We start from the raw sequence: 22090 nt of genomic DNA on the forward strand, positions 1-22090 counted from the left end.
GCACGGAGGCGGTGGCCGGACTCGTCCGGCCACCGCCTCGCTCGTCTCGGGCGGAAGACGGTCACCACTCGGCGAGCGTCATCTCGAACGACATGATGTCGGGGCGGTAGCAGACGCGGCCGAATTCGATCGGCTCGCCGACATGATCGAACGCCGCGCGCTCGAGGGCGAGCACCGCGCTCCCGTGCGGCACGCCGAGGTACTCGGTCTCCGTCGACGTCGCCGTCCGCGCGCCGATCCGCTGCCTCGTCTCGTGGACCTCGACTCCACGACCGCGGAGCAGGTCGTAGAGTCCCCGCCTGGCCAGGGCCCCCAGGTCGAGGTCGACGAACCTCGCCGGGAGGGCGTTGTCGAGGATCGCGATGGGGATGCGGTCCGCCGTGCGAAGGCGTCTGATGCGGAGGATGCGGCTCCCGGCGTCCACGCCGAGCGCGACGGCGATCGTGGCATCCGCCTTGCAGATCTCGGTCGAGAGGATCATGGTCGCCGGCGCACGCCCCGATCGCTCGAGGTCGTCGTACAGGCTCGCGACCTCGATGCTGCGGGCGACCGTGCAGTGGGCCACCACGGTGCCGACGCCGCGCTGCCGCCGCACGAGCCCTTGGTCGACGAGCAGGTGGATGGCGCGCCTGACCGTCGCCCTGGACAGTCCCAGCCGACGACTGAGGTGCACGTCGTCCTCGAGGAGCGCGCCGGGGAGGAGCGTCGCCGAGCGGATCGCATCCTCGAGTCGTCGGGCGATCTGTCGATAGATCGGCATCGGACCGCCCCGGTCGAGGTCGAGGAGGAGATCGCTGGACCGGACCGCCGCTCCGCGGTGCGGTCCGGAACCGGTCGAGGATGTCATGAGGTCCCTCTCCCCACGAGACGAGCGCGTCGATGCGCATATTGTCGATACATTCTAATGTGTGTACTAATACCCAGGTCAAGGGACGCGGACGCCTGTCCCGAGTGCTTGACAGCCGCATGATCGCCGGACGTATACTCAGTTCTTACGTTCTAATGTCCGCACAAATACCCGTAGGCCGAACAATGATGTCATCGCGCGTACACGCCCACCTCGCCGTGGACGAAGCCGAACGCCTGCTCTCCGCACGGGGTCGCGAACTCGACGAGCTGCTCGCTCGCGCCGCCCGTTGCCGCGACGAGGGTCTCGTCGCCGCAGGCCGTTCGAAGTCGGTCACCTACTCCCGCAAGGTGTTCATCCCGCTCACGACGCTCTGCAGGGACCGGTGCCACTACTGCGTCTTCGTCGACACGCCCGCCCAGCTCGCGAAGAAGCACCGGCCGGCGTACATGTCACCCGACCAGGTGCTCGCGGTGGCGGCCCAGGGTGCCGCACTCGGCTGCAAGGAGGCGCTCCTCACACTCGGGGACCGTCCCGAGGACCGATGGCCGGAGGCTCGCGCGTGGCTGGACGACCACGGATACGCATCGACCATCGACTACGTCGCCGCGATGGCGGAGCTCGTCACCGCGGAGACGGGCATGCTCGCGCACGCGAATCCGGGTGTCATGAGCGCCGACGAGCTCGCGCGACTGCGCAGGGTCGCACCCTCGATGGGCATGATGCTCGAGACGACGTCACGCGACCTGTTCGAACGGCGCGGCCAGGTCCACTACGGCTCCCCGGACAAGGACCCGGCCGTGCGGCTCGGGGTCATCGAGGAGGCGGGCCGCAGGAAGATCCCGTTCACGACCGGCATCCTCGTCGGCATCGGCGAGACGATCCGCGATCGAGCCGAATCGTTGATCGCCATCCGCGACGCCCACGCCCGGCACGGCCACGTGCAGGAGGTCATCATCCAGAACTTCCGCGCCAAGCCGCACACCGCGATGCGGGACGTCCCCGATGCGGCCACGCAGGAGTACCTCGCCGCGATCGCCGTCGCACGACTGGTCCTCGGCCCCGACATGCGCATCCAGGTCCCGCCCAACCTGACCGATCCGGACGACGTCCGCCTCCTGATCCGCGCGGGTGCGGACGACTGGGGCGGTGTGTCGCCGCTCACTGCGGATCACGTCAACCCCGAGCGCCCGTGGCCGCATCTCGGCGAACTGGCCGCCGTGACGGCGGAGACCGGATACACGCTGCGCGAGCGGCTCACCGCGCAGCCGGAGTTCGTCCGCGCGTCGTCGGAATGGATCGACGAGCGCCTGCACGATGCGGTGCAGCGACTCGCCGATCCGAACACCGGGCTCGCGAGGCTCGCGGCCGACGGAAGCCCGCTGCATCCCGCTCATGGACGCCGGTCCGAGCGGACCGCGGACTCGCCGACCCCCCGTGCGGCGGTTCGCACCGGCGCCGGCGCACCCGCGCAGGCGCTCCGTCGCCTCGTCGATCGGGCCGTCGCCGAGCCTGAATCCGTGGACGACGAGGAGTGGTCGACACTCCTTCGTGCGGACGGCGACGGACTCGATGCGCTGGCGCGGGCCGCCGACGACGTCCGACGGTACACCGTCGGCGAGGCGGTCAGTTTCGTGGTCAATCGGAACCTGACGTCCTCCGGTCTGGGACCCGAGTCCTCGGACGTGGACGGAGCGTTCCGGCTCTCCGACGTGGCGGCGATCGCCCACGACGCCTCCGACCTCGGCGCAACCGAGATCTGCGTCCAGGGTGCGCTGGGCCAGGAGGAGGACCCTGCCGGATATCTCGAGATCGCGCATGAGATCAAGCGCGCCGAGCCGATGCTGCACCTCCACGCCTACCGCCCGAACGACATCGCGGATTTCGCGGTCCGAACGGGCCTGGACCTCGAGGGCGCGCTCGTGGCGCTCCGCAATGCCGGTGTGGACACGTTGCCCGGGACGGGCGTGAAGATCCTCGACGAGCGGATCCGCGAGCGCATCGCACCCGACGACCTTCCGATCGAGCGGTGGAGCGAGATCGTCGCCGGTGCGCATCGACTGGGCTTCCGGACCTCTTCCGTCATCTTCTACGGTCACGTCGAGACCGCCGACCAACGCATCTCGCACCTGCGCCGCCTCGCGCAGATGCAGGCTCAGGCGATCGCCGCCGGCGGCCGAGGATTCACCGAGCTCGTTCCGATCCCGCTCCCGGGAGGCGGTGGTCGACTGGTCCCGGGTCGGGCGCTGATCGACGAGCATCGGGCGATGTTCGCCGTGTCCCGCCTCATGCTCGTCGGGAGCATCGCGCACATCCAGGTGCCGTGGACACGCGTCGGATTCGACGAGGCCGCAGAGCTCCTCAGGTGCGGTGCGGACGACCTCGGCGGAACCCTCTTCGACGGTCGCGTGCTGCCGAGGGCCGGCGTCGAGTTCGGCCGTGAGATGCAGGTCCACGACGCCCGGGTCATCGCCCGGAAGCTGTTCCGACCTCTCCGGCAGCGGACGACGGACTACGGCGAGCCGCCGACGGCACGGAAGGCGGCCCTGCGGTGAACCACGTCGAGGTCGCGATCGTGGGCGCCGGCTTCGCGGGCATCGCCATGGCGATGCGCCTCCGCCGTGAGGGACGGGAGTCGTTCGCGATCCTCGAACGGGGCGCGGACATCGGCGGGACCTGGCGGGAGAACACCTACCCCGGGATCGCGTGCGACGTGCCGTCGCACCTCTACTGCTTCGCCAACCATCCGAATCCCGCGTGGGAGCGTGTCTACGCCCGCGGTCCCGAGATCCAGGCGTACCTTCGGCGCGTCGTGCGCGACGAGGGCCTGCACGACCACCTCGCACTCCGTTCTCCGCTGATCGGTGCAGCGCGCGCGGAGGGAGTCTGGCAGCTGGATGTCGGCGGTGCCGCTCCGCGCCGGATCACGGCCGACAGCCTGATCCTGGCGTGTGGACGGCTGAGCGAGCCGCGGGTGCCCGCGATCGACGGCCTGGAGACCTTCCCGGGTCCCATCTTCCACTCCGCTCGTTGGGATCACTCCGCTCAGGTACGGGGCACGCGGATGGCCGTCGTCGGAACGGGTGCGAGCGCGGTGCAGCTCGTCCCCGAGCTGGTCCGCCGCGGCGCGCACGTGACGCTCTTCCAGCGGACGCCGGCGTGGATCATGCCCCGCGGGGATCGCGCGTACCACGCGGGCGAGCGAGCGGCGTTCGCCTCGGACCCGGGAGCCATCGCGCAGCTCCGCCAATCGCTCTTCCTCGAGGGTGAAGCACGCTACGCCGCCCGTTCGGGCGAGGCGATCGCGGCGCGAGCGGCCCGCGAGATCGCGCTCGCCCACCTGGCCGCGCAGGTGTCCGATCCGGACCTCCGCAGGGACCTCACGCCCGACTACGCCTTCGGCTGCAAGCGGGTCCTCCTCTCCGACGACTTCTACCCCGCCCTCGATTCCGGCGAGGTCGCCCTCGAGCCCACGGCGCTCCACGCCATCCGCGGCCGCACCCTGGTCGCCGCCGGCGGAACTCGACACGAAGCGGACGCGATCGTGCTCGCCACGGGTTTCGAGACCACGCGACAGCCGTACGCGCAACTCGTTCGCGGCAGCGATGGCACGACGCTCGACGACCACTGGGCCACGGGGATGCGCTCGTTCGCCTCGACCCTCGTCTCGGGCTTCCCCGACCTCTACATCCTGAACGGACCGAACGCGTCTCTCGGCCACAATTCCGCGGTCCTGATGATGGAGGAGCAGGCCGAGTTCGTCGTCCGGTGCCTCGCGGCTCGCGATCGCGCTCCCGGCGCGTCGGTCGAGGTCGACCTCGAGCAGGAACTCGCCTACACGGCCGAGATCGAAGACCGGTCGGCGCCGACTCCCTGGATCACCGGCGGATGCCGGAACTGGTACGTGGACGATCGGAGCGGGCGACTGACGCTGCTCTGGCCGGGCACCGTCCAGATGTTCCGCGAGCGACTCGCTCGGGCGGACATCGCCTCCCTGACCCGCGCTCACTCGAGAGGAAGCAGATGAGCACCCCACCAATCAGGTTCGGATACAAGGCCTCCGCCGAACAGTTCGCGCCGGCGCAGCTGCTCGACTTCTCCGTGCTCGCGGAGGAGATGGGATTCGACTCCGTCTTCGTGTCGGATCACCTCCAACCGTGGGTGCACGACGGCGGTCATGCCCCCGCGTCGCTTCCCTGGCTCGGTGCGCTGGGGCAGCGGACGTCCCGCATCATCATGGGCACCTCGGTGCTGACTCCCCTGTTCCGCTACCATCCCGCCGTCATCGCCCAGGCGTTCGCGACGCTCGGTGTCCTGTACCCGGGCCGCGTCGTGCTGGGCGTCGGCACCGGCGAGGCGCTCAACGAGGTGACGATCGGCGCGGAGTGGCCGGAGATGAAGGAGCGATTCGCCCGGCTCAAGGAGTCCATCCAGTACATCGAGGCGCTGTGGGCGGACGAGCGGGTCGACTTCGAAGGCCAGTACTACCGCGCCCACGCCGCGACGATCTACGATCGCCCCTCGGCGGACCAGCGAGTCCCGATCTACATCGGCGCGTCCGGCCCGGCGGCGACACGGCTCGCCGGACGCATCGCGGACGGATACATCACGACGTCTGGCAAGGACCCCTCGCTCTACACCGACACCCTGCTCCCGGCGCTCCATGACGGCATCGAGCGGGCCGGTCGCTCAGCGGATGACGTCGACACGCTCATGGAGGTCAAGGTCTCGTTCGATCCGGACCGCCACCGTGCACTGGACGACACCCGGTTCTGGGCCCCGCTCGCGCTCAGCGCGGAGGAGAAGCGCGAAGTCGACGACCCGATCCAGATGCAGCGTCTGGCCGACGCGCTGCCGATCGAACGGGCGGCGTCGCGGTTCATCGTGTCGGACGATCCCGACGAACACGTCGATCGCATCGGGCAGTACCTCGACCTCGGATTCCGTCATCTCGTCTTCCACGGGCCCGGACACGACCAGGAACGCTTCCTCCGGCTCTACGGGAACGAGATCCTGCCCAGGCTGCGCACGCGATGGGGCGGATGAGTCCCCCCTCGATCACTGCGCGTCTCGGCGAGGGACCGGTGGGCCGCCCGAGTCCGGACTGGACCGTCATCATGCCGGTGAAGCCGCCGAGCCTCGGGAAGACCCGGCTCGGCACGACCGTTCCGGTCCGGGCAGCGCTGTCCCGCGCGATGGCGGTCGACACGATCGAGGCGGTCTCACGATGTCCGGCCGTCGATCGGATCATCGTCGTCACGGAGGATGTCGACGTCGCCTCGGAGGCGGCCTCGGTGGCTCGATTCGTGGACCCGCTGTTGATCGACGTGCATCCGCGGCCGGGTCGGACCGCAGACGGGGCGGAGCCCGCACTCATCGCGGCCGTCGACCGCGGTGCCGAGGTCGCCGGCAGGAGCTGCCATCGGGCCGCCCTGCTGGCCGACCTCCCCTCCCTGGCACCGCGTGACCTCGCGAGGGCGCTCCGTGCCGCGATCCGCGTCGAGCGTGGCATCGTCGCCGATGCCACGACGTCCGGTACCACCCTGCTCACGGCCCGAGCCGATGTCGAGTGGCGCAGTTCGTACGGCCGTCATTCGTACCTGCGACACCTCGCACTCGGCCATGTCGACCTGCCGACCGAGCCGGGGTCGACGCTCCGATTCGATGTGGACACCCGCCGCGATCTCGAGGCCGCCCGGCGACGCGGCGTCGGACCCCGGACCGCGGGCGTGCTCTCGACGGCGCCGGAGGCGGCGTGGACCTGAGCCGAGGACGAGCCCACGCGGCCTCGTCGATCAGCCCGGCGACTCCGCGGCGGGCCCTCGTCTGGCCGACGTCGCGCCGTCGACGACGACCACGAGCAGGATCGCCACGTAGCAACTCACGAGGAGCCATGGGAGCGCGGCGATCCCCTGCCACCCGGCGACCAGTGCGCCGACGACGCTGCCCAGGGCGACGCCGACGTTCCCTCCCATGGCCTGCAGGGCGCCGGCGAGGTGCCGGTTCCTCGGCGAGGCCGTGCGCATGAGCTTGGCCTGGAGGATGCCGGGGATGCCGCCCTGGGCGAATCCCCAGACGGCGATCGCGAGCACCACGACGACCGTCGACGCCGGGACCATGGCAAGGGCGCCGACGGCCACGCCGACGAGTGCGGCGCACGCGACGAAGACGCGTCTGGGAGCGAGATCGGCGAGGGGCGTGGCGATGAGCAGCCCGAGGCCGGAGGCGGCACCGAAGATGAACAGCACGATGGGCAGCGAATGGTCGGCGATCCCCAGTGCTCGGGTCATCCACGGGTTCACGTACGTGTAGAGCGCGAAGTGACCGGCCATCGAGGTCACTGCGAGCAGGCTGACCGCGAAGAGCACCTGGAGCTCGGGGTCACGGAGCCACCACGTCCAGCCGACCCGCGAGCTGGGGGCCGCGGGGCGGGAGTCGCCATCGACCGACGGGCCGATCGCGGGCAGCAGCCGCGCGAGGACCGCCGCGACGGCAAGGAGCGAGGCGGCCGAGAGGAGGAAGGCGGCGCGCCACCCGAGGAGGTCGCCGAGCGCCGCACTCCCGGGGATGCCGAGGATGAAGGTCAGCGTCCCCCCGGCCGTGGTGATCGCCACCGCACGGCCCATGTGCTCCTTCCGCACGATCGAGCTCATCATCGCGACGGTCGTCGCGGCGCACAGGGCGTGCATGGCCCCTCCGATCACCCGCGCGATGAGCAGCACGGTGAAGTCGGGTGCGGATCCGGAGAGGATCGCGGAGCACGCGATGCCGGCCATGGAACCCAGGAGGACCAGCTTCGGCGGCAGGAACCGCGTCGCAGACGCGAGCGGAATGCTGAACACGACGAGCGAGATCGCGAAGACCGTCACCAGCTGCCCGACCGCGCCGACACCCACGCCGAGGTCCTCGGCGATCGTCGAGAGCAGCGCGACGGGGAGGAACTCGCTCGTCGAGGCGACGAAGAGCCCCGCGGCGAGGAGGACGAGGGCCCCTGCGGGGAATCGCTGGATGTCGTGCATCGATGCTCCGAGAGGTGAGGGTCGACTCGACGAGCCGGGGTCGGGGACGACGCAACTGACGGCGGCCGGACCGGTTCTCGGAGTCCGCGCCGCCGTCAGCATGCGAAGCCATCACGCTAATGCCCATCGGACGATCTTGTAAAGACATTCGAACTGCATCCCGCACACCTCGGCCGATCCCGCCGCCGTCCTTCGCGATTCCGTCGCGGACGCGCCGCCTGGGGGGCGGCCTGGGAGGTGCGGATGAAATAATGTCGTACCGACAGGCACGGCGATGACCGCCGCACCGGAACCTCGGAAGGACGGCATGGCGAGCGAAGAGATGGTCTGGCCGGACGAGCTCTTCCTCGACCTGGACCGCAACGGCCCCGTCCCCCTGTACTTCCAGGTGTCCAGCCGACTCGAAGCGGCGATCCGATCGGGCGCGATCCCGCCGGGCTCGCGACTCGAGAACGAGATCGCCATCGGGCAGCGCCTCGGGTTGTCGCGGCCCACCATCCGGCGCGCCATCCAGGAACTCGTCGACAAGGGGCTCCTCGTCCGCCGTCGGGGCATCGGCACGCAGGTCATCCAGGGCCAGGTGACCCGACAGGTCGAACTCACGAGCCTCTACGACGATCTTCGGAATTCCGACAAGGAACCGAGCACGACGGTCATCAAGCACGCGGTCATCCCCGCGACCGACCTCGTGGCGAACATGCTCGGCCTGCCGGCGGGTGCCGACGTGCTGTATCTGCGGAGGCTGCGGAGCACCGACGACGTGCCCGTCGCCGTGCTCGAGAACTACCTCCCCCCGGAGTTCGCGGACATCTCCCCCGAGAACCTCGAAGCGCGCGGCCTGTACCAGATCCTCCGGAGCCGCGGCGTGGGGATCCGGATCGCGCAGCAGAAGATCGGTGCGCGTCGCGCTCAGCGCGATGAGAGCCGCCTCCTCGGCATCGACAAGGGCGGACCCGTGCTCACGATGGAACGCGTCGCCTACGACAACACGGGTCGCGCCGTCGAGTTCGGCCATCACTGCTACCGACCGGACCTCTACGGATTCGAGACGACGCTCGTCGCGAAGTAGTGCGTCCGCGCCCGCCCCAGCGCGCCCGACGCCTCATGCAAGCAGGAAGGCGATCGTGTTCCGAAGGGTTGCCGCGACCGTCGTGTCGTCGAGCTGGGCGATCTTCCGGCTGAAGATCTCCGGACAGTAGTACCCGTCGAAGCCGGTCGACCTGCACGCATCGACCCACTCCTGCAACGGGATGAGGCCTCCCCCGATCCAGACATTGCGTGAACCGGGCTGGTCGGGGACCTCACCGGGTGGGACGGCGAGCCCGTCGCAGACGTGCACCGCGGCGATGAGGTCGGCCGGCAGGCTCGCGACATCCTCCGGCGTGTCACCGGACACCCAGAAGTGCTAAAGTCGACGCACAGCTTGACGTTCGGTCGATCGATCCGATCGAGGACCTGCAGCGCCTGCGACACGCGGTTCACCGGGGACCAAGCCCAGCGGTTCGAGGTAGATCCCCACGCCGTGGTCCGCGGCGATGTCGGCCGCGAGCGCGACGTTGCGCGCGGTCTGGTCGAGGGTGTCCCGCTCAGAGAGCCCGAGGGCGCCCCGATAGCGCGGATCGTCGGCCGCCAGCGTCCCGGCCCGGAACGCCTTCACGACCTCCTCGTCGACCGGCCCCGTGCACATCTGCACGTAGGGCGCACCCAGCGCGCTCGCCGCCTCGGACAGGCGCGTCGCATCCCGCCGGAACTGCTCCTCTGGGGCCTCCTGGATCGCGCCCACGCCGGAGACCGGGAAGCCGTCCAGTGCCGGGAGCAGGTCCTCGGCCGAGTATCCGGCGTCGAGGAACCGGAACAGCTTCGGAGTCTGCAGCTCGACTGCGTCGTAGCCCGCAGCCCTCGCGACCTGGACGTCACGGAGGGTGGTGCCGAAGAAGGCCGCGGTGGAGTTCATCGAGATCTTCGCCATGGTGTCTCCCTGAGTGGTCGAGCACGCCGACGCGTTCCCCGACGGATGGGGTTGGGGGGCCGACCGTCCCACGGCATCGCGCTCCCCCGTCGGCGCGCACGTGCAGTATTGTCATAACATACTCTCATTAGGAGCGTCGTCGCGACGTTCGGCCGGCTTCCTCCGCGTCGGTGCATCGAAGCCCGACTCGGCGAGCGTGGAGGCGCCGGTGCGCCTCGCTGACGCTCCGTTCGGAAGGAAGGTTCGAGACATGGAATTCTGCATCACCACCGAGCCGCAGCAGGGCGCCACCTACGACGACCAGCTCGAGCTCGCCCGCAGCGCCGAGGCCCTCGGATTCACCGGCTTCTTCCGCTCGGACCACTACATGCGGAACGATCCCGGCGACCCGCTGCCCGGACCCACCGACGCGTGGACGACGCTCGCGGGGCTCGCCCGCGAGACGAAGCGGATCCGACTCGGCACGCTCATGACCTCCGCCACCCATCGCGTCCCCTCGATCCTGGCGATCCAGGTCGCGCAGGTCGACGCGATGTCCGGCGGTCGGGTCGAGCTCGGGATCGGCACCGGATGGTTCGAAGGCGAGCACCGCGCATACGGCATCCCGTTCCCCGTGCGGCGGTTCGATCGGTTCGAGGAGCAACTGGAGGTCATCACCGGACTCTGGCGCACGCCGGTCGGGCGCACGTACTCCTTCGATGGACGCCATTACTCGCTCTCGGAAGCGCCGGCACTGCCGAAGCCGGCGCAGGACTCCGTGCCGCTGATCATCGGTGGCCCGGGTACTCGCCGCACACCGGAACTCGCCGCCCGGTTCGCCACCGAGTACAACATCGGCAACCAGCCCGATGACGTCGTCGCCCGCCAGTTCGCCCATGTCCGCGCCGCCTGCGAGCGGATCGGTCGAGACCCGGGGACGTTGAAGTTGTCGGCCGGCATCACGACCGTCGTCGGCGAGACCGAGGACGAGCTGGCCTGCCGCGCCGCCGAAACGGGCGAGACGCCCGAGGACCTGCGGAATGGCGCGTCGCTCATCGGGGACGCCGCCGTCGTGATCGAGCGGGTGGAACGATTCCGCGCGCTCGGCGCGGAGCGGGTCTACTTCCAGTTGATGGATCTGCAGGACGTGGCGCAGGTCGAGTACCTCGGCCGCGAGGTGCTCCCGGCGTTCTCCGCGGATCGCGCCGACCTCACCGAGGTCGGCTGAAACGAGGTCGGATGAGCGCCGACGGGGTGACGCGTTCCGCGTGGGCCGCTCCGCAGTCCTCATCGGGCTGGGGTGCGGTCGGATCCGCGCCACCCCGTCACGGGGCGATCGATCGCGTCAGCGGCGCGCCGCGGTGAACACGTCGAGCGCCGCGACGGCCGTGGCGTGATCCACCGTGTCCGGCTCGCCGGACAGGGTGAGGGTTCCGACCAGCTCGTCCGCGACGTACAGGGGTACCGAACCCCCCGCCGCGCGGAGCGTCACCCCGTCGACGGCGCGTTCCTCGAACGGCGCCCCCTCTGCCTCGTGCCGGAGCCGGACGAGGAGCGAAGGCGCCGCGTACGTGCGGGCGGTGGCGGCCTTCCCGGCGAGCCACGGGTCGTTGTCCGGTCCCGTACTGCCGAGCTTCGCCCGGAACACGAGGTCGCCATGCAGGACCACGTCGACGGCGAGGTTCAGCGATCGCTCCCTGATGAGGTCCACGGCCGCGAGGCCGAGCGCCACGGCGTCCTCGTTGGTCAGCGACTCGAACGCGGCGATCGGGGCGGACTCCAGATCATCCAGGAGTGCCTGGTCGGCGAAGTCGGTCATTCGTTTCCTCTTCTCACTCGAGATCGTCTTCGATCTTTGTACGATTGACTTCACATGAAACCGTGTCGGCCTCGACGCGTCAATGACCTGCGACGAACATGACGACGACCGGGCTCCGATCGAACCGTGGCCATCCGTGTCCGCTCCCGACCCAGCGGAATCATTTCCGCCATATGTCCGGACATTAACTTGACAGGCCTGCCAAGCCCCGTAGACTCGAATCGCGGCGTACCTCGTCCGGGCGGACGGAGTCCGATCCGCACGCCTCGCCGTCGCACCCCAGGCTTCTGGATCTCAGAGCAGAGCAATCCATATGAAAGGGAAGGCCATGAAGGTATTCGTCTCGATCACGAGGTTCACCTCGTCGCGGAGCGCACGAGACCTGCGCAATCTCGTGAAGCGCATCGAGGACTCCGGCGCCGACGGCGTGAACATGTTCGATCACGTGTTCCACAGCTTCCATGCTCCGCGGCAGTATGCGGAGTGGCGACTCAGCGACCCGCTCACCGTGCTCGCCGCGGTCGCCGGCATCTCGGACCGGCTCGAGCTCATGACCGGAATCCTCAACTCCGATTGGTTCAACCCCGGATTGCTGTTCCGCCAGTACTCACAGCTCGCCGTCCTGGCGAGCGGCGACCGCGTGACGGCGGGCATCGGCGCCGGCTGGAGCACCGAGGAGTTCAAGGCGCTGGGCATCGACATGGATCCACTGTCGAAGCGATTGGATCGACTCGAGGAGACCCTGCAGGTCGCGACCCAGCTCTACAACAACGGATTCGCGAACTTCGAGGGCGAGTACCGCAAGGCGGTGAACCTGCCGCTCGCACCGGTGCCGCCGCTCGGGACGAAGCCGAAGCTCGCGATCGGCGGCGGTTCCGACCGGATCATGCAGATGGCCGGCCGCTACTGCGACATCGTCGACATCCACGGCACGCCGAAGCGCGGCGCGATGCGCGGCAAGGGCACCGAGGAGAAGCACTACAACGACGTCCGTCGGCGCGCGATGACCACGATCGACGACGTTGCCGAGCGGCTCGGCGTCGCACGGCAGGCTGCGAGCGAGGTCGGCCGGCCGGAGCGGGACATCACCGCCTCGGCGTTCGTCCTGCGATGGGTCGACGGCTCGAAGAAGAACATCGACCGCGCCCAGGAAGATCTCTGCGAGCACTGGGGCCACATCCCGAGCCAGTCGCTGCTCGACAACCCCTACCTGCTGTTCGGCTCCCCCGCGCACATCGCCGACACGCTGAAGGAGCGCGAGGAACGAGGCGGGATGAGCCGGATCATCATCCACGACGAGCTCGGCATCAACGAGACGCTCGACTTCGTGGAAAGGCTGATGCCGCACATGAAGTGAGTTCGGATCGGCCAGCCCGTATCACGGGCCGATCCATGGGGCGACCATCGGGCGGGGAGTGCATCTCCGCCCGATGGTCGTCTCCGCGTCGCGGACGGCATCCTGACGGGGCGCACCTCACTCGAGGTACTCGCGAAGCGGCTCCGAACGCGAGGGATGACGGAGCTCGGCGAGCGCCTTCGACTTGATCTGGTCCTGGAGCATCCGCCGTTGCACGGCCGCGAGCGTGTTCATGACCTCGACCAGGTGCACCGGGATCCTGATCGTCCGCGCCTGATCGGCCATCGCCCTCGTGATCGCCTGCCTGATCCACCACGTCGCGTCGGTGGAGAACGTCCACCCCTTCGCGTGGTCGAACTTCACTGGTGCTCGCAGGTGCCACGCGGTCGAACGACTCGCGGACGCGCTCCACGCCACGGCCGCCGGTGCGCTCCACGTCGCCGTCGTTCATGCCGCGCTGCATTCCCGCACCCGATCGCCCCCTAGAGCGGCGGCAGAAGGATGTCGCGGACGACCCGGTCGAGCTGCTCGTCGGCCTCGAGGAACTGCCGGAGCGTGCGGACGGTCGCCCCGAACGTGTCGAACTCCTCGACGCTCAGGCCGTCGGGCTCGTATGCGCGGCGGAACTCCGGCACCTTCTCGAGCAGGAGCTCGACGATGCGCGGGTCCACGGGGACGGAGATCCGGTCCTCGGCGCGGAGGTCGTTCTCGTTGATGCGCGCCTGCCAGTCGAACGGCGGCGAGACGACCAGGTCGCCTCCCTGGAGCTCCGACCAGTGCATGTGATTGCGGAACGCGGCGGACAGGATCCGCGACCGGTAGCCGCGCTCGACGAAGATCCCATGGGCACGCTTGAGCGCGGCGACGCCGGCCCATTCGAAGGCACCCGGATCGATGAGGATCCGCTGCTTGGCGGCCCACGCCTTCAGCCAATCGTCGAGGCGGCCGCCCATGATCGTGACGACCGAACCGAACTCGTGGTCCGGCAGGCCATCCGCGGAACGTCGGTCCAGTCCGCGCTCGATGGCCTGCGCAGCGGCGATCGCCTGCGGAACGGTGAACGAGACCGTCACGTTGATGCTGACGCCGCGGTAGACGGCCTCCTCGATCGCCCGGATCCCGACCGACGTCGCGGGGATCTTGACGATGATGTTCTCGGCGAGGCGACTGAACCGGACGGCCTGCTCGACGAGCGCCTCGGCGTCACGATGCAGCCTCGGGTCGGTCTGCACCGAGAGCCGTCCGTTGCGGCCTCCGGACTCGCGGAACGCCGGCTCCAGCAGCTCGGCCGCCCGGACGGAGAGCTCCTCGACCACCTTCCATCCGAGTTCGGACTCGCTCGCAGACGGGAACCGCTCCGCGAGTGCGGCGATCCTCGGGCCCCAGACGTCGAGGTGTGCGGTGATCGCCGCGAGGGCGATGACCGGGTTGCACGTCGCGCCGACCGCGCCGAACTCGATGGATCGAGCGAGCTCGTCCGGGTCTGCCGAGTCGTTCCAGAGGACGGTCGGGAACCGCTCGACCGCATCGCGAAGGGGCGGCACGCGCGTCGTCGTCGTCGTGGCCGTCGGATTCATGACAACTCCTTTTTGTTCGGACATTCGTATGTTAGTTCACAAATGTCTCGTTTCGCACCTGACATGAAGCGAATGCTGTAGTATTGTCCGAACAAACATCCGCTGATGGCATGGGGTGGGACATGGCACAGGCCGAAACGCTGCTACCGGGCGACTTCTTCATCGACATCGATCGGTCGAGTCCGGTCCCGCTGTACTTCCAGGTCTCGACCAAGCTCGAGCAGGCCATCCAGGACGGCCAGCTGCCGGCGGGCTCGCGCCTCGAGAACGAGATCTCGCTCGGCCAGCGCTTCGGACTCTCCCGCCCGACGGTGCGCCGCGCGATCCAGGAACTCGTCGACAAGGGCCTCCTGGTGCGACGGCGCGGGATCGGCACGCAGGTCGTGCACGGGCAGGTCACGCGGAACGTGGAGCTCACGAGCCTCTACGACGACCTCGGCCGGACCGGCCAGAAGCCGACGACGAAGGTGATCTCCTATGAGATCGGCGAGGCGGATCAGGCCGTCGCGGATTCGCTGGGGATCACCGAGGGCGACACGGTGCTGCATGTCCGCCGCCTCCGCAGCGCGGACGGCGTTCCGATCGCCCTCCTCGACAACACCCTTCCGGGCGACTTCGCCGATCTCACCGTCGACGACCTGGAGCAGCGCGGCCTCTACCAGCTGATGCGCGCGCGCGGCGTCACGATGCGCGTGGCCAAGCAGCGCATCGGCGCGCGCACGGCCACCGCGACCGAGAGCCGCCTCCTCCAACTCCCGAAGGGGGCGGCCCTGCTCACGATGGCGCGGACCGCCTTCGACAGTTCGGGTCGGGCCGTGGAGTTCGGGCAGCACTGCTACTCACCCGACCTGTACTCGTTCGAGATCACGCTGGTCGACAAGTGACCCGCGAATCGACCGATCTTGCAACCACCTATTGACGATATGTCATTACATAGTAGGATCAGGAGTGACGAGGGCGTCCCCACGGCCTCGGAACATCAAGCAGTGATACATGAAGCGCCGAGCCCGTGACTCGGGCCCGGCCATAGCAGCAAGGAAGCTCCTATGAATCACAATCCTGTCCCCGATACGCGCCCCACCCGCCTGCGACTCGGCGGCCGGCGAGCCGTCGCGCTCGTGGCATCCGCCGGGCTTGCGGTCTCACTCGCCGCCTGCACCGGCGGGCAGCAGAACACCGCATCCAACGAGCCGGCATCGACCGAGATCCCCACCGACCCGGTGGAGCTGTCCCTGTGGACCGTTCAGATCGGCCCGGCCCAGGAAGCGCTCCAGAACCTGATCGACGAGTACGAGGAACTCCATCCGAACGTCACGATCAACCTCGAGTACACCGAGAGCGCGGCGTTCAGCGACACGTTCAAGCTGAGGATGAGCGAGCAGGACGCCCCCGACCTCATCGAGTGCAGCCAGGGCAACTACATGGGTCCGCTCGTCGAGGCCGGCCTGATCATCTCGCTCGAGCCGTACGACGAGCTGTACGGCTGGTCGGACCGGATCGCGGAGGGCTTCCTCGGACCGTCGCGGATGTCGGACGACGGCCGCAGCCTCGGAGCCGGGCAGCTCTACGGCCTCCCGTTCGCCGGGCAGCTCACCGGTCTCTACTACAACCGGGAGAAGGTCGAGGAGCTCGGCATCGACACGGACTTCGAGACCATCGACGAATTCACGGCCGCACTCGACACGGCCAAGGAGGCCGGCGAGACCGGACTCATGTTCGGCAACCTCGACGGCGACCCCGGGAAGAACGTCTGGGAGCAGGTGCTCTCCGGCTACGAGGACAAGCAGATCCAGCGCGAGTTCGTCCAGGGCAAGGAAGGCACCGACCTCGTGACGGACAAGGCGATCGAGTCGGTCGAGCAGTACCAGGACTGGGGCAACCAGGGGTACTTCTACGACGGCGTCGAGGGCACGAGCCGAGCCGACGGGTACGCGCTGTTCACCGGCGGCGAGGGCGTCTTCGCCCTCGACGGCAACTACGTGCACGGGACCTACAGCGAGGCGATGGGCGACAACCTGGGCTTCACGCTGTTCCCGCGTGAGAACGCGGCCGACGACCCGCAGGCGAACGGCGCCACCGAGAAGCCGTACTGCATCTCGTCGATGTCCGAGAACCCGGATGTCGCAGCCAACTTCCTGGACTTCATCGCCCAGGAGGACAAGGCCCAGGTCCTGTGGGACGGCGGCTTCGTCCCGCTGCTCGGTGCCGACTCCGTGGTGAGCGACCTCCCGGCGGACGAGGAGCTGCTCGCCGCCTGGCAGACGCTCAGTGACGTCGACGGCATGACCTACCACCTCGGATGGGCGACCCCGTCGTTCCAGAGCATCGAGATGCCGAACCTGCAGGAGGTGCTCGCGAACCGGATGGAGCCGGAGGCCTTCGTCGAGAGCCTGCAGCAGAACTGGGAGGAGTTCTACGGCGCCGCGCGATAGAACGCACGACGACCGACGACGAGCAGCGAGGCTGGGTGCAGGTGGAATGAACACGAGATCGAAAGTCAAGAACAACAGGTTGGCGTATCTCTACGTTCTTCCAGCTCTCTCAGCCTCGCTGCTCTTCGTAGCGTTCCCGCTCCTCCAGACGGTGTGGTACTCGCTCCACCGGTGGAGCGGGATCGGAACCCCGGTGTGGGTCGGGCTCCAGAACTACGTGACGCAGCTGTCGAGCCCGCGCGTCCAGTCGGCGCTCTACCACTCCCTCATCCTCATCGTCTTCTTCGCACTCATCCCCGTGTGCCTCGGCCTGATCACGGCGAGCATGCTGTCCTCGAGCCGGCTGCGGGGCCTCGGGTTCTTCCGGACGGTCCTCTTCCTCCCGCAGGTGATCGCACTGACGGTCACCGGGATGGCGTGGCGGTGGATGTACAACCTCGACGGCCCGATCAACGAGACGCTGCGCGCGATCGGCCTCGACTCGCTCGCCAGGCCATGGCTCGGCGACTTCGACTGGGCGCTGTACGCAGTCGGGCTCGTGGGGACCTGGCTCACGGCCGGATTCTGCATGATCCTGTTCCTCGCGGGCATCTCCCGGATCGACCCGGGACTGTACGACGCGGCGAAGATCGACGGATCGGGACCGATCCGCGAGTTCTTCGCGGTCACGCTGCCGGGCGTGAAGCCGGAACTCGGGGTGGCGCTGACGATCACCGTGATCGGCGGCCTGAAGAGCTTCGACGTCGTCTACATGACGACGCGAGGCGGCCCCGGCACCTCGACGACGGTTCCCGCGCTCGAGATCTACCGGCTGGCGTTCGTCGACGGACAGGTCGGTTCCGCAGCAGCCATCGCCATCGTCCTCGTCCTGCTGATCGTGATCGTGGGGCTCGGCATGGCTCGACTCTTTAGGACCAGACAATGAGCATTCTCACCGAACGTCCGGAGGTCGCGCCGGACACCGAGGCGATCGTCACTTCGCGCCCGCCGTCGCGCCGGTTCCGGTCGGTCCGGCGCGCGGGGGTGTCCGGTGTCGTCGCCAAGTACACGATCCTCGGACTGGGCGCCTTCCTGGTGCTCGTTCCGCTCTACAGCATCCTGGCGGTCTCGCTGCAGCCGCGGGGCATCCCCGTCGCCGGCCTGAGCTGGCCTGCCGACCCGCAGTGGTCCAACTACGTCGACGCCTGGAACACCGGCGCGTTCAACGTGCTCCTCTCCAACAGCGTCATGATCGCGCTGCCGGTGGTCGTGATCGCGGTCTTCCTCTCGGTCCTGAGCGGCTACGCCTTCGCGACCATGAAGTTCCGGGGCAAGGAGTTCATCTTCGCGGCGCTGCTCATCGGGCTGATCCTCCCGTTCGAAGGCATCATCGTCCCGCTCTACTACACGCTGCGCGCATTGAACCTGACGAACACGATGTGGGGCGTCGCACTCCCCGAGATCGGGCTCTACGTCTCCTTCGGCACGTTCTGGATGCGTGTCGCGTTCTCGCAGACTCCGCCGAGCCTGGTCGAGGCGGCGCAGATCGACGGGGCGCGGCCCTGGCAGGTGCTGTGGAAGGTGCTCTTCCCGATCTCCTGGCCAAGCGTCATGACCATCGTGATCCTCTTCTTCATCTGGAGCTGGAACGAGTTCCTGATCGCCCTCGTGATCCTCCAGGATCCCGCCTCGAAGACGGCACCGGCCGGACTCGGCGCATTCGTCGGGAAGTACGTCTCCGACGTCCCCCTCCTGGCTGCGGCCGCGGTCATCGTCGCGGTCCCCGTCGTCGTGACGTACGTCCTGCTGCAGGGTCACGTGATCCGAGGCATGACCCAGGGCGCCGTCAAGGAATAGCGGGAACCCGCGTCCCACCGGCGTCGACCGCGGCGGCGAGGACCTCCGGGACGATGCGAGTGTCGCGCTCGCATCGTCCCGGAGGTCTCTCCCGTGCCGCGGTCGGGACGGGATGGTCCGGCCCGATGCTCTCAGAGGATGACGGTGCGATCCTCGGCGGCGCTGAGTCGTGCCGCGTCGAGCACGCGGAGGACCGCTACCCCCTCGAGGGCGGGAACCGGCTCCTGCCCGTCGCCCTCGACGGCCGCCGCGATCCGGTCGTAGAACAGCGCGTAGTCACCCTGCAGCGACGGGATGGGTCGCGTTCCGTCGCTCGTCGAGAGCGTGCCCCACCGCGACTCGGTCTCGTATCCCCAATCGGTCCGCGCCCCTTCCGGACGTCGCCCGCTCCGCACCGCCTCGAACTGCACATCGGTGTAGTCGGAGACGTAGGACCCGAGCTCCCCGTGCACCCGAAGCTCGCGCGACGACAGGTGATTGATCTTGCTGGCGGAGATGTGCGAATGCGCACCGCTGCGATGGAGGACGGTGATGACGAATCCGGTGTCGGTCGGGCCGGCAGGCAGCTCGAGCCAGTCCATCTGCGCCGAGACCGCGCGGGCGGGACCCAGCAGGTCGAGGGCCTGGTCGATGACGTGGCTTCCCATGTCGCGGAGCAGGCCGCCGCCCGGTCCGCCCTCCAGCGTCGATGCATCCTCCTGGTCGCACCGCAGGTCGAGCCTCGTGATCCGACCGAGTTCACCGGACGCGATCACCGAGCGGGCCGTGACGACATCGGTGTCGAACCGGCGGTTGTGGAAGACGTTCAGGATCACCCCGCGGGCTGCGGCGGCGTCGGCGAGCTCCTGTCCCGCCGACGCGGAGGGGGCGAAGGGCTTGTCGGCGACGACGTGGACGCCTCGACCGATCGCCTCGAGCACCAGTGCCTGACGGGTCTCGGGGGGCGTCGAGATCACGACCAGGTCGGCACCGGCGTCGATCAGCTCGCCCATGCCGGAGAAGACCGGGACCTCGGGGTGATCCCGACGGGCAGCGGCGACGCGCGCGGCCGACCGTGCCACGATGCCGACCAGCTCGCAGCGTTCCGACGCAGTGATGTACGGCGCGTGGAACAGCTGTCCACCGACGCCGTACCCGATGAGGCCGATCCGGATCGTCATGTCTGAGGCTCCCGTCATTGGTGTGCTCCGCCGAGGATCGGCGCTGCTGTAAGAATGACCGAACATGATACGAGCGTCAACTCGCAGCTCACGCATGCGTCGACGTGCGTCGTCCCCCCTCGACGTGCGAATGGGAGATGTCCAGGTGGTGCGGCGCCCTCCGCGTCAGAACTCGAAGCCCTCGGGGAACGGGTCCGTCGGGTCGAGCAGGTACTGCCCGATGCCGGTGACCCAGGCCCGGCCCGTGATGGTCGGGACCACGGCGGGAATGCCGGCGACCTCGGTCTCGCGGACGAGCCGACCGGTGAAGCTCGAGCCGATGAACGACTCGTTGCGGAAGTCGCGGTCGAGCGGCAGCTCGCCGCGCGCCCAGAGCTCGGCCATCCGCGCCGAGGTCCCCGTCCCGCAGGGCGACCGGTCGAACCAGCCCGGGTGGATGGCCATGGCGTGCCTGGAATGCACGGCGTCGGAGCCCGGGGCGATGAACTCGACGTGGTGGCAGTGGTCGACGCCCTCGATCTCCGGATGCGACGGCGGCGCCTGCTCGTTGACGGCCGCCATGATCGCGAGCCCGGCGTCGAGGATGTCCTGCTGCCGGTCGCGGTCGAACGGCAGTCCGACGGCGTCGAGGTCGACCATGGCGTAGAAGTTTCCGCCGAAGGCGAGGCTGTACGGCACCGTGCCGAGCCCCGGCACCTCGATCTCGGCATCCAGGCGCACCGGGTACGACGGCACGTTCTCGATCGTGACGGAGTCGGCGTGCCCGTCGCTCACGGCGACGCGCGCGATGACGAGGCCGGCCGGGGTGTCGAGCCGGATCTCGGTGACCGGCTCCACGACCTCGACCATGCCGGTCTCGACGAGCACGGTCGCGACGCCGATGGTGCCGTGCCCGCACATCGGCAGGCAGCCCGAGACCTCGATGTAGAGCACGCCGTAGTCGGCATCCGGTCTCGTGGGCGGCTGCAGGATGGCGCCGCTCATCGCGGCGTGCCCGCGCGGCTCGTTCACGAGGAGCTTCCGGATGTGGTCGAGGTGCTCGATGAAGTGCAGCCGGCGCTCGTTCATGGTCGCCCCGGGGATGACGCCGATGCCGCCGGTCACGACGCGCGTCGGCATGCCCTCGGTGTGCGAGTCGACCGCCGTGTAGAGCCGCGAGGACCGCATGTCAGGCCGGCACCGAGCGGCGGTTCGCGAGCGCGTCGATCGCGCGCTGCATGTCGGCGCGCACGGCGGCCTCGTGCTCCGCGGTGAGCGGCCCGCGGGGCGGGCGGCACGGGCCGCCGTAGCGCCCGACCATCTCCATGCTCAGCTTGATCGCCTGCACGAACTCGGTGCGCGAGTCCCACCGGAAGATCGCGACGAGGTCGCGGTACAGGTCGCGAGCCTCGTCGATGCGGCCCGCCCGCACGAGGTCGTAGATCTCGACCGACTCGGCGGGGAACGCGTTCGGGAAGCCGGCGAACCAGCCGACCGCGCCGTCGAGCAACAGTTCGAACACGACGTCATCGGCGCCGGCGATGACGTCGATGTCGCAGCGCTCGGCGATCTCGAACGCGCGCCGCACATCGCCCGAGAACTCCTTGATCGCGACGACCTGGTCGATCTGCGCGAGCTCGGCGACGAGGTCGGGCACGAGGTCGACCTTGGTGTCGATGGGGTTGTTGTAGGCCATGATCGGCAGGCCGACCTCGGCGATGCGCGAGTAGTGCTCGACGACCTGCGACCGGCTCGCCCGGTACATCGTCGGGGGCAGCGAGAGCACGCCCTTCGCGCCGTCCTCTGCGGCGAGTTCGGCCCAGTGCTTCGCCTGGTGCCATCCGGGTCCGTGCACGCCGGCCACGACGATGCCGCGGTCGCCGACGGCCTCGACGGCGACCTGGATGACGCGGCGCCGCTCGTCGTCGGTGAGCGACGAGTACTCGCCGAGCGAGCCGTTCGGCCCGACGCCGTCGCAGCCGTTCGCGACGAGCCAGTCGCAGTGCTCGGCGAAGCGGTCGTAGTCGACGGCGAGGCCCGCGGGGGCGCTCGCGTCCTCCCTGTACGGCAGGGCGGTGGCGACGATCACGCCGCCGAGGATGCTCTTGGGTTCCAT

Annotated in this window: 18 protein-coding genes and 2 pseudogenes; 11 read left to right on the forward strand and 9 right to left on the reverse strand. The window is 68.9% G+C overall.

The genetic code is table 11. The features are described from left to right. Nucleotides 1-61 precede the first annotated feature (61 nt). A complete protein-coding gene (locus ABD230_RS15870) occupies nt 62-847 on the reverse strand; it encodes a GntR family transcriptional regulator (RefSeq protein WP_344376579.1) in 786 nt (261 codons plus the stop codon). A gap of 188 nt (nt 848-1035) precedes the next feature. On the opposite strand from ABD230_RS15870, the gene cofG reads away from it, so the two are divergent. From cofG to cofC, 4 genes are read left to right on the forward strand one after another with little or no spacing between them, the layout of a single operon-like run. Further along, a complete protein-coding gene (cofG, locus tag ABD230_RS15875) occupies nt 1036-3402 on the forward strand; it encodes a 7,8-didemethyl-8-hydroxy-5-deazariboflavin synthase CofG (RefSeq protein WP_344376581.1) in 2367 nt (788 codons plus the stop codon). After that, complete coding sequence (locus ABD230_RS15880) at nt 3399-4874, forward strand: flavin-containing monooxygenase (protein WP_344376582.1); 1476 nt, start codon at nt 3399-3401, stop codon at nt 4872-4874. Before cofG ends, ABD230_RS15880 begins: the two co-directional genes overlap by 4 nt. Further along, the gene (gene fgd, locus ABD230_RS15885) at nt 4871-5893 is read left to right on the forward strand and encodes a glucose-6-phosphate dehydrogenase (coenzyme-F420) (RefSeq protein WP_344376584.1); all 1023 of its coding nucleotides are present in this window, start codon (nt 4871-4873) and stop codon (nt 5891-5893) included. Before ABD230_RS15880 ends, fgd begins: the two co-directional genes overlap by 4 nt. Further along, nucleotides 5890-6612, forward strand: coding sequence for a 2-phospho-L-lactate guanylyltransferase (cofC, locus tag ABD230_RS15890; RefSeq protein ID WP_344376587.1), 723 nt, complete (start codon nt 5890-5892; stop codon nt 6610-6612). Before fgd ends, cofC begins: the two co-directional genes overlap by 4 nt. 30 nt (nt 6613-6642) lie before the next feature. Here the strand turns inward: cofC and ABD230_RS15895 are convergent, their stop codons facing one another. Continuing rightward, on the reverse strand, nt 6643-7866 hold the full coding sequence (locus tag ABD230_RS15895) for an MFS transporter (RefSeq protein WP_344376590.1): 1224 nt from the start codon (nt 7864-7866) through the stop codon (nt 6643-6645). A 307-nt stretch (nt 7867-8173) separates the two neighbouring features. Here ABD230_RS15895 and ABD230_RS15900 point away from each other — a divergent pair, with 307 nt between their 5' ends. Continuing rightward, entirely contained in the window at nt 8174-8935 is a 762-nt protein-coding gene (locus tag ABD230_RS15900; RefSeq protein ID WP_344376593.1) for a GntR family transcriptional regulator, read from the forward strand. 33 nt (nt 8936-8968) lie between these two features. Here the strand turns inward: ABD230_RS15900 and ABD230_RS15905 are convergent. Continuing rightward, nucleotides 8969-9835: pseudogene (locus ABD230_RS15905) on the reverse strand (sugar phosphate isomerase/epimerase family protein). 250 nt (nt 9836-10085) lie between these two features. Between ABD230_RS15905 and ABD230_RS15910 the strand changes: the two are divergent. Continuing rightward, nucleotides 10086-11042 (forward strand): LLM class F420-dependent oxidoreductase, encoded by a 957-nt coding sequence (locus ABD230_RS15910; protein ID WP_344376596.1) that lies wholly within the window; start codon nt 10086-10088, stop codon nt 11040-11042. A 117-nt stretch (nt 11043-11159) separates the two neighbouring features. On the opposite strand, the gene ABD230_RS15915 is transcribed toward ABD230_RS15910, so the two are convergent. Next, nucleotides 11160-11633 carry a heme-binding protein gene (locus ABD230_RS15915; RefSeq protein WP_344376599.1) on the reverse strand — a complete coding sequence of 158 codons (474 nt, stop codon included), beginning with the start codon at nt 11631-11633 and terminating at the stop codon, nt 11160-11162. Nucleotides 11634-11961: 328 nt separating this feature from the next. Between ABD230_RS15915 and ABD230_RS15920 the strand changes: the two genes are divergently transcribed. After that, a complete protein-coding gene (locus ABD230_RS15920; protein ID WP_344376602.1) occupies nt 11962-12990 on the forward strand; it encodes an LLM class flavin-dependent oxidoreductase in 1029 nt (342 codons plus the stop codon). 192 nt (nt 12991-13182) lie between these two features. Here ABD230_RS15920 and ABD230_RS15925 read toward each other — a convergent pair. Then, nucleotides 13183-13365: pseudogene (locus tag ABD230_RS15925) on the reverse strand (RNA polymerase sigma factor); the annotation flags it as partial. A gap of 107 nt (nt 13366-13472) precedes the next feature. Then, nucleotides 13473-14567 carry a transaldolase family protein gene (locus ABD230_RS15930; protein WP_344376606.1) on the reverse strand — a complete coding sequence of 365 codons (1095 nt, stop codon included), beginning with the start codon at nt 14565-14567 and terminating at the stop codon, nt 13473-13475. A 122-nt stretch (nt 14568-14689) separates the two neighbouring features. On the opposite strand from ABD230_RS15930, the gene ABD230_RS15935 reads away from it, so the two are divergent. From ABD230_RS15935 to ABD230_RS15950, 4 genes are all read left to right on the forward strand, one after another. Continuing rightward, nucleotides 14690-15451 (forward strand): GntR family transcriptional regulator, encoded by a 762-nt coding sequence (locus ABD230_RS15935; protein ID WP_344376611.1) that lies wholly within the window; start codon nt 14690-14692, stop codon nt 15449-15451. A 162-nt stretch (nt 15452-15613) separates the two neighbouring features. Further along, a complete protein-coding gene (locus ABD230_RS15940; RefSeq protein ID WP_344376614.1) occupies nt 15614-16999 on the forward strand; it encodes an ABC transporter substrate-binding protein in 1386 nt (461 codons plus the stop codon). Between the two features lie 79 nt (nt 17000-17078). Continuing rightward, nucleotides 17079-17924 carry a carbohydrate ABC transporter permease gene (locus ABD230_RS15945; RefSeq protein WP_344376618.1) on the forward strand — a complete coding sequence of 282 codons (846 nt, stop codon included), beginning with the start codon at nt 17079-17081 and terminating at the stop codon, nt 17922-17924. Further along, nucleotides 17921-18835 (forward strand): carbohydrate ABC transporter permease, encoded by a 915-nt coding sequence (locus ABD230_RS15950; protein ID WP_344376620.1) that lies wholly within the window; start codon nt 17921-17923, stop codon nt 18833-18835. The genes ABD230_RS15945 and ABD230_RS15950 overlap by 4 nt, the downstream gene beginning before the upstream one ends. A 131-nt stretch (nt 18836-18966) precedes the next feature. On the opposite strand, the gene ABD230_RS15955 is transcribed toward ABD230_RS15950, so the two are convergent. The 3 genes from ABD230_RS15955 to ABD230_RS15965 form a co-directional block, all read right to left on the reverse strand. Then, nucleotides 18967-19995 (reverse strand): Gfo/Idh/MocA family oxidoreductase, encoded by a 1029-nt coding sequence (locus tag ABD230_RS15955; protein WP_344376623.1) that lies wholly within the window; start codon nt 19993-19995, stop codon nt 18967-18969. Between the two features lie 165 nt (nt 19996-20160). After that, nucleotides 20161-21162, reverse strand: coding sequence for a proline racemase family protein (locus ABD230_RS15960; protein WP_344376625.1), 1002 nt, complete (start codon nt 21160-21162; stop codon nt 20161-20163). 1 nt (nt 21163) lies between these two features. After that, nucleotides 21164-22090, reverse strand: a complete 927-nt coding sequence (locus ABD230_RS15965) for a dihydrodipicolinate synthase family protein (RefSeq protein WP_344376631.1) — start codon at nt 22088-22090, stop codon at nt 21164-21166.

Origin of the sequence: Agromyces tropicus (assembly GCF_039531345.1) — a bacterium.
Lineage (GTDB): Bacteria > Actinomycetota > Actinomycetes > Actinomycetales > Microbacteriaceae > Agromyces > Agromyces tropicus.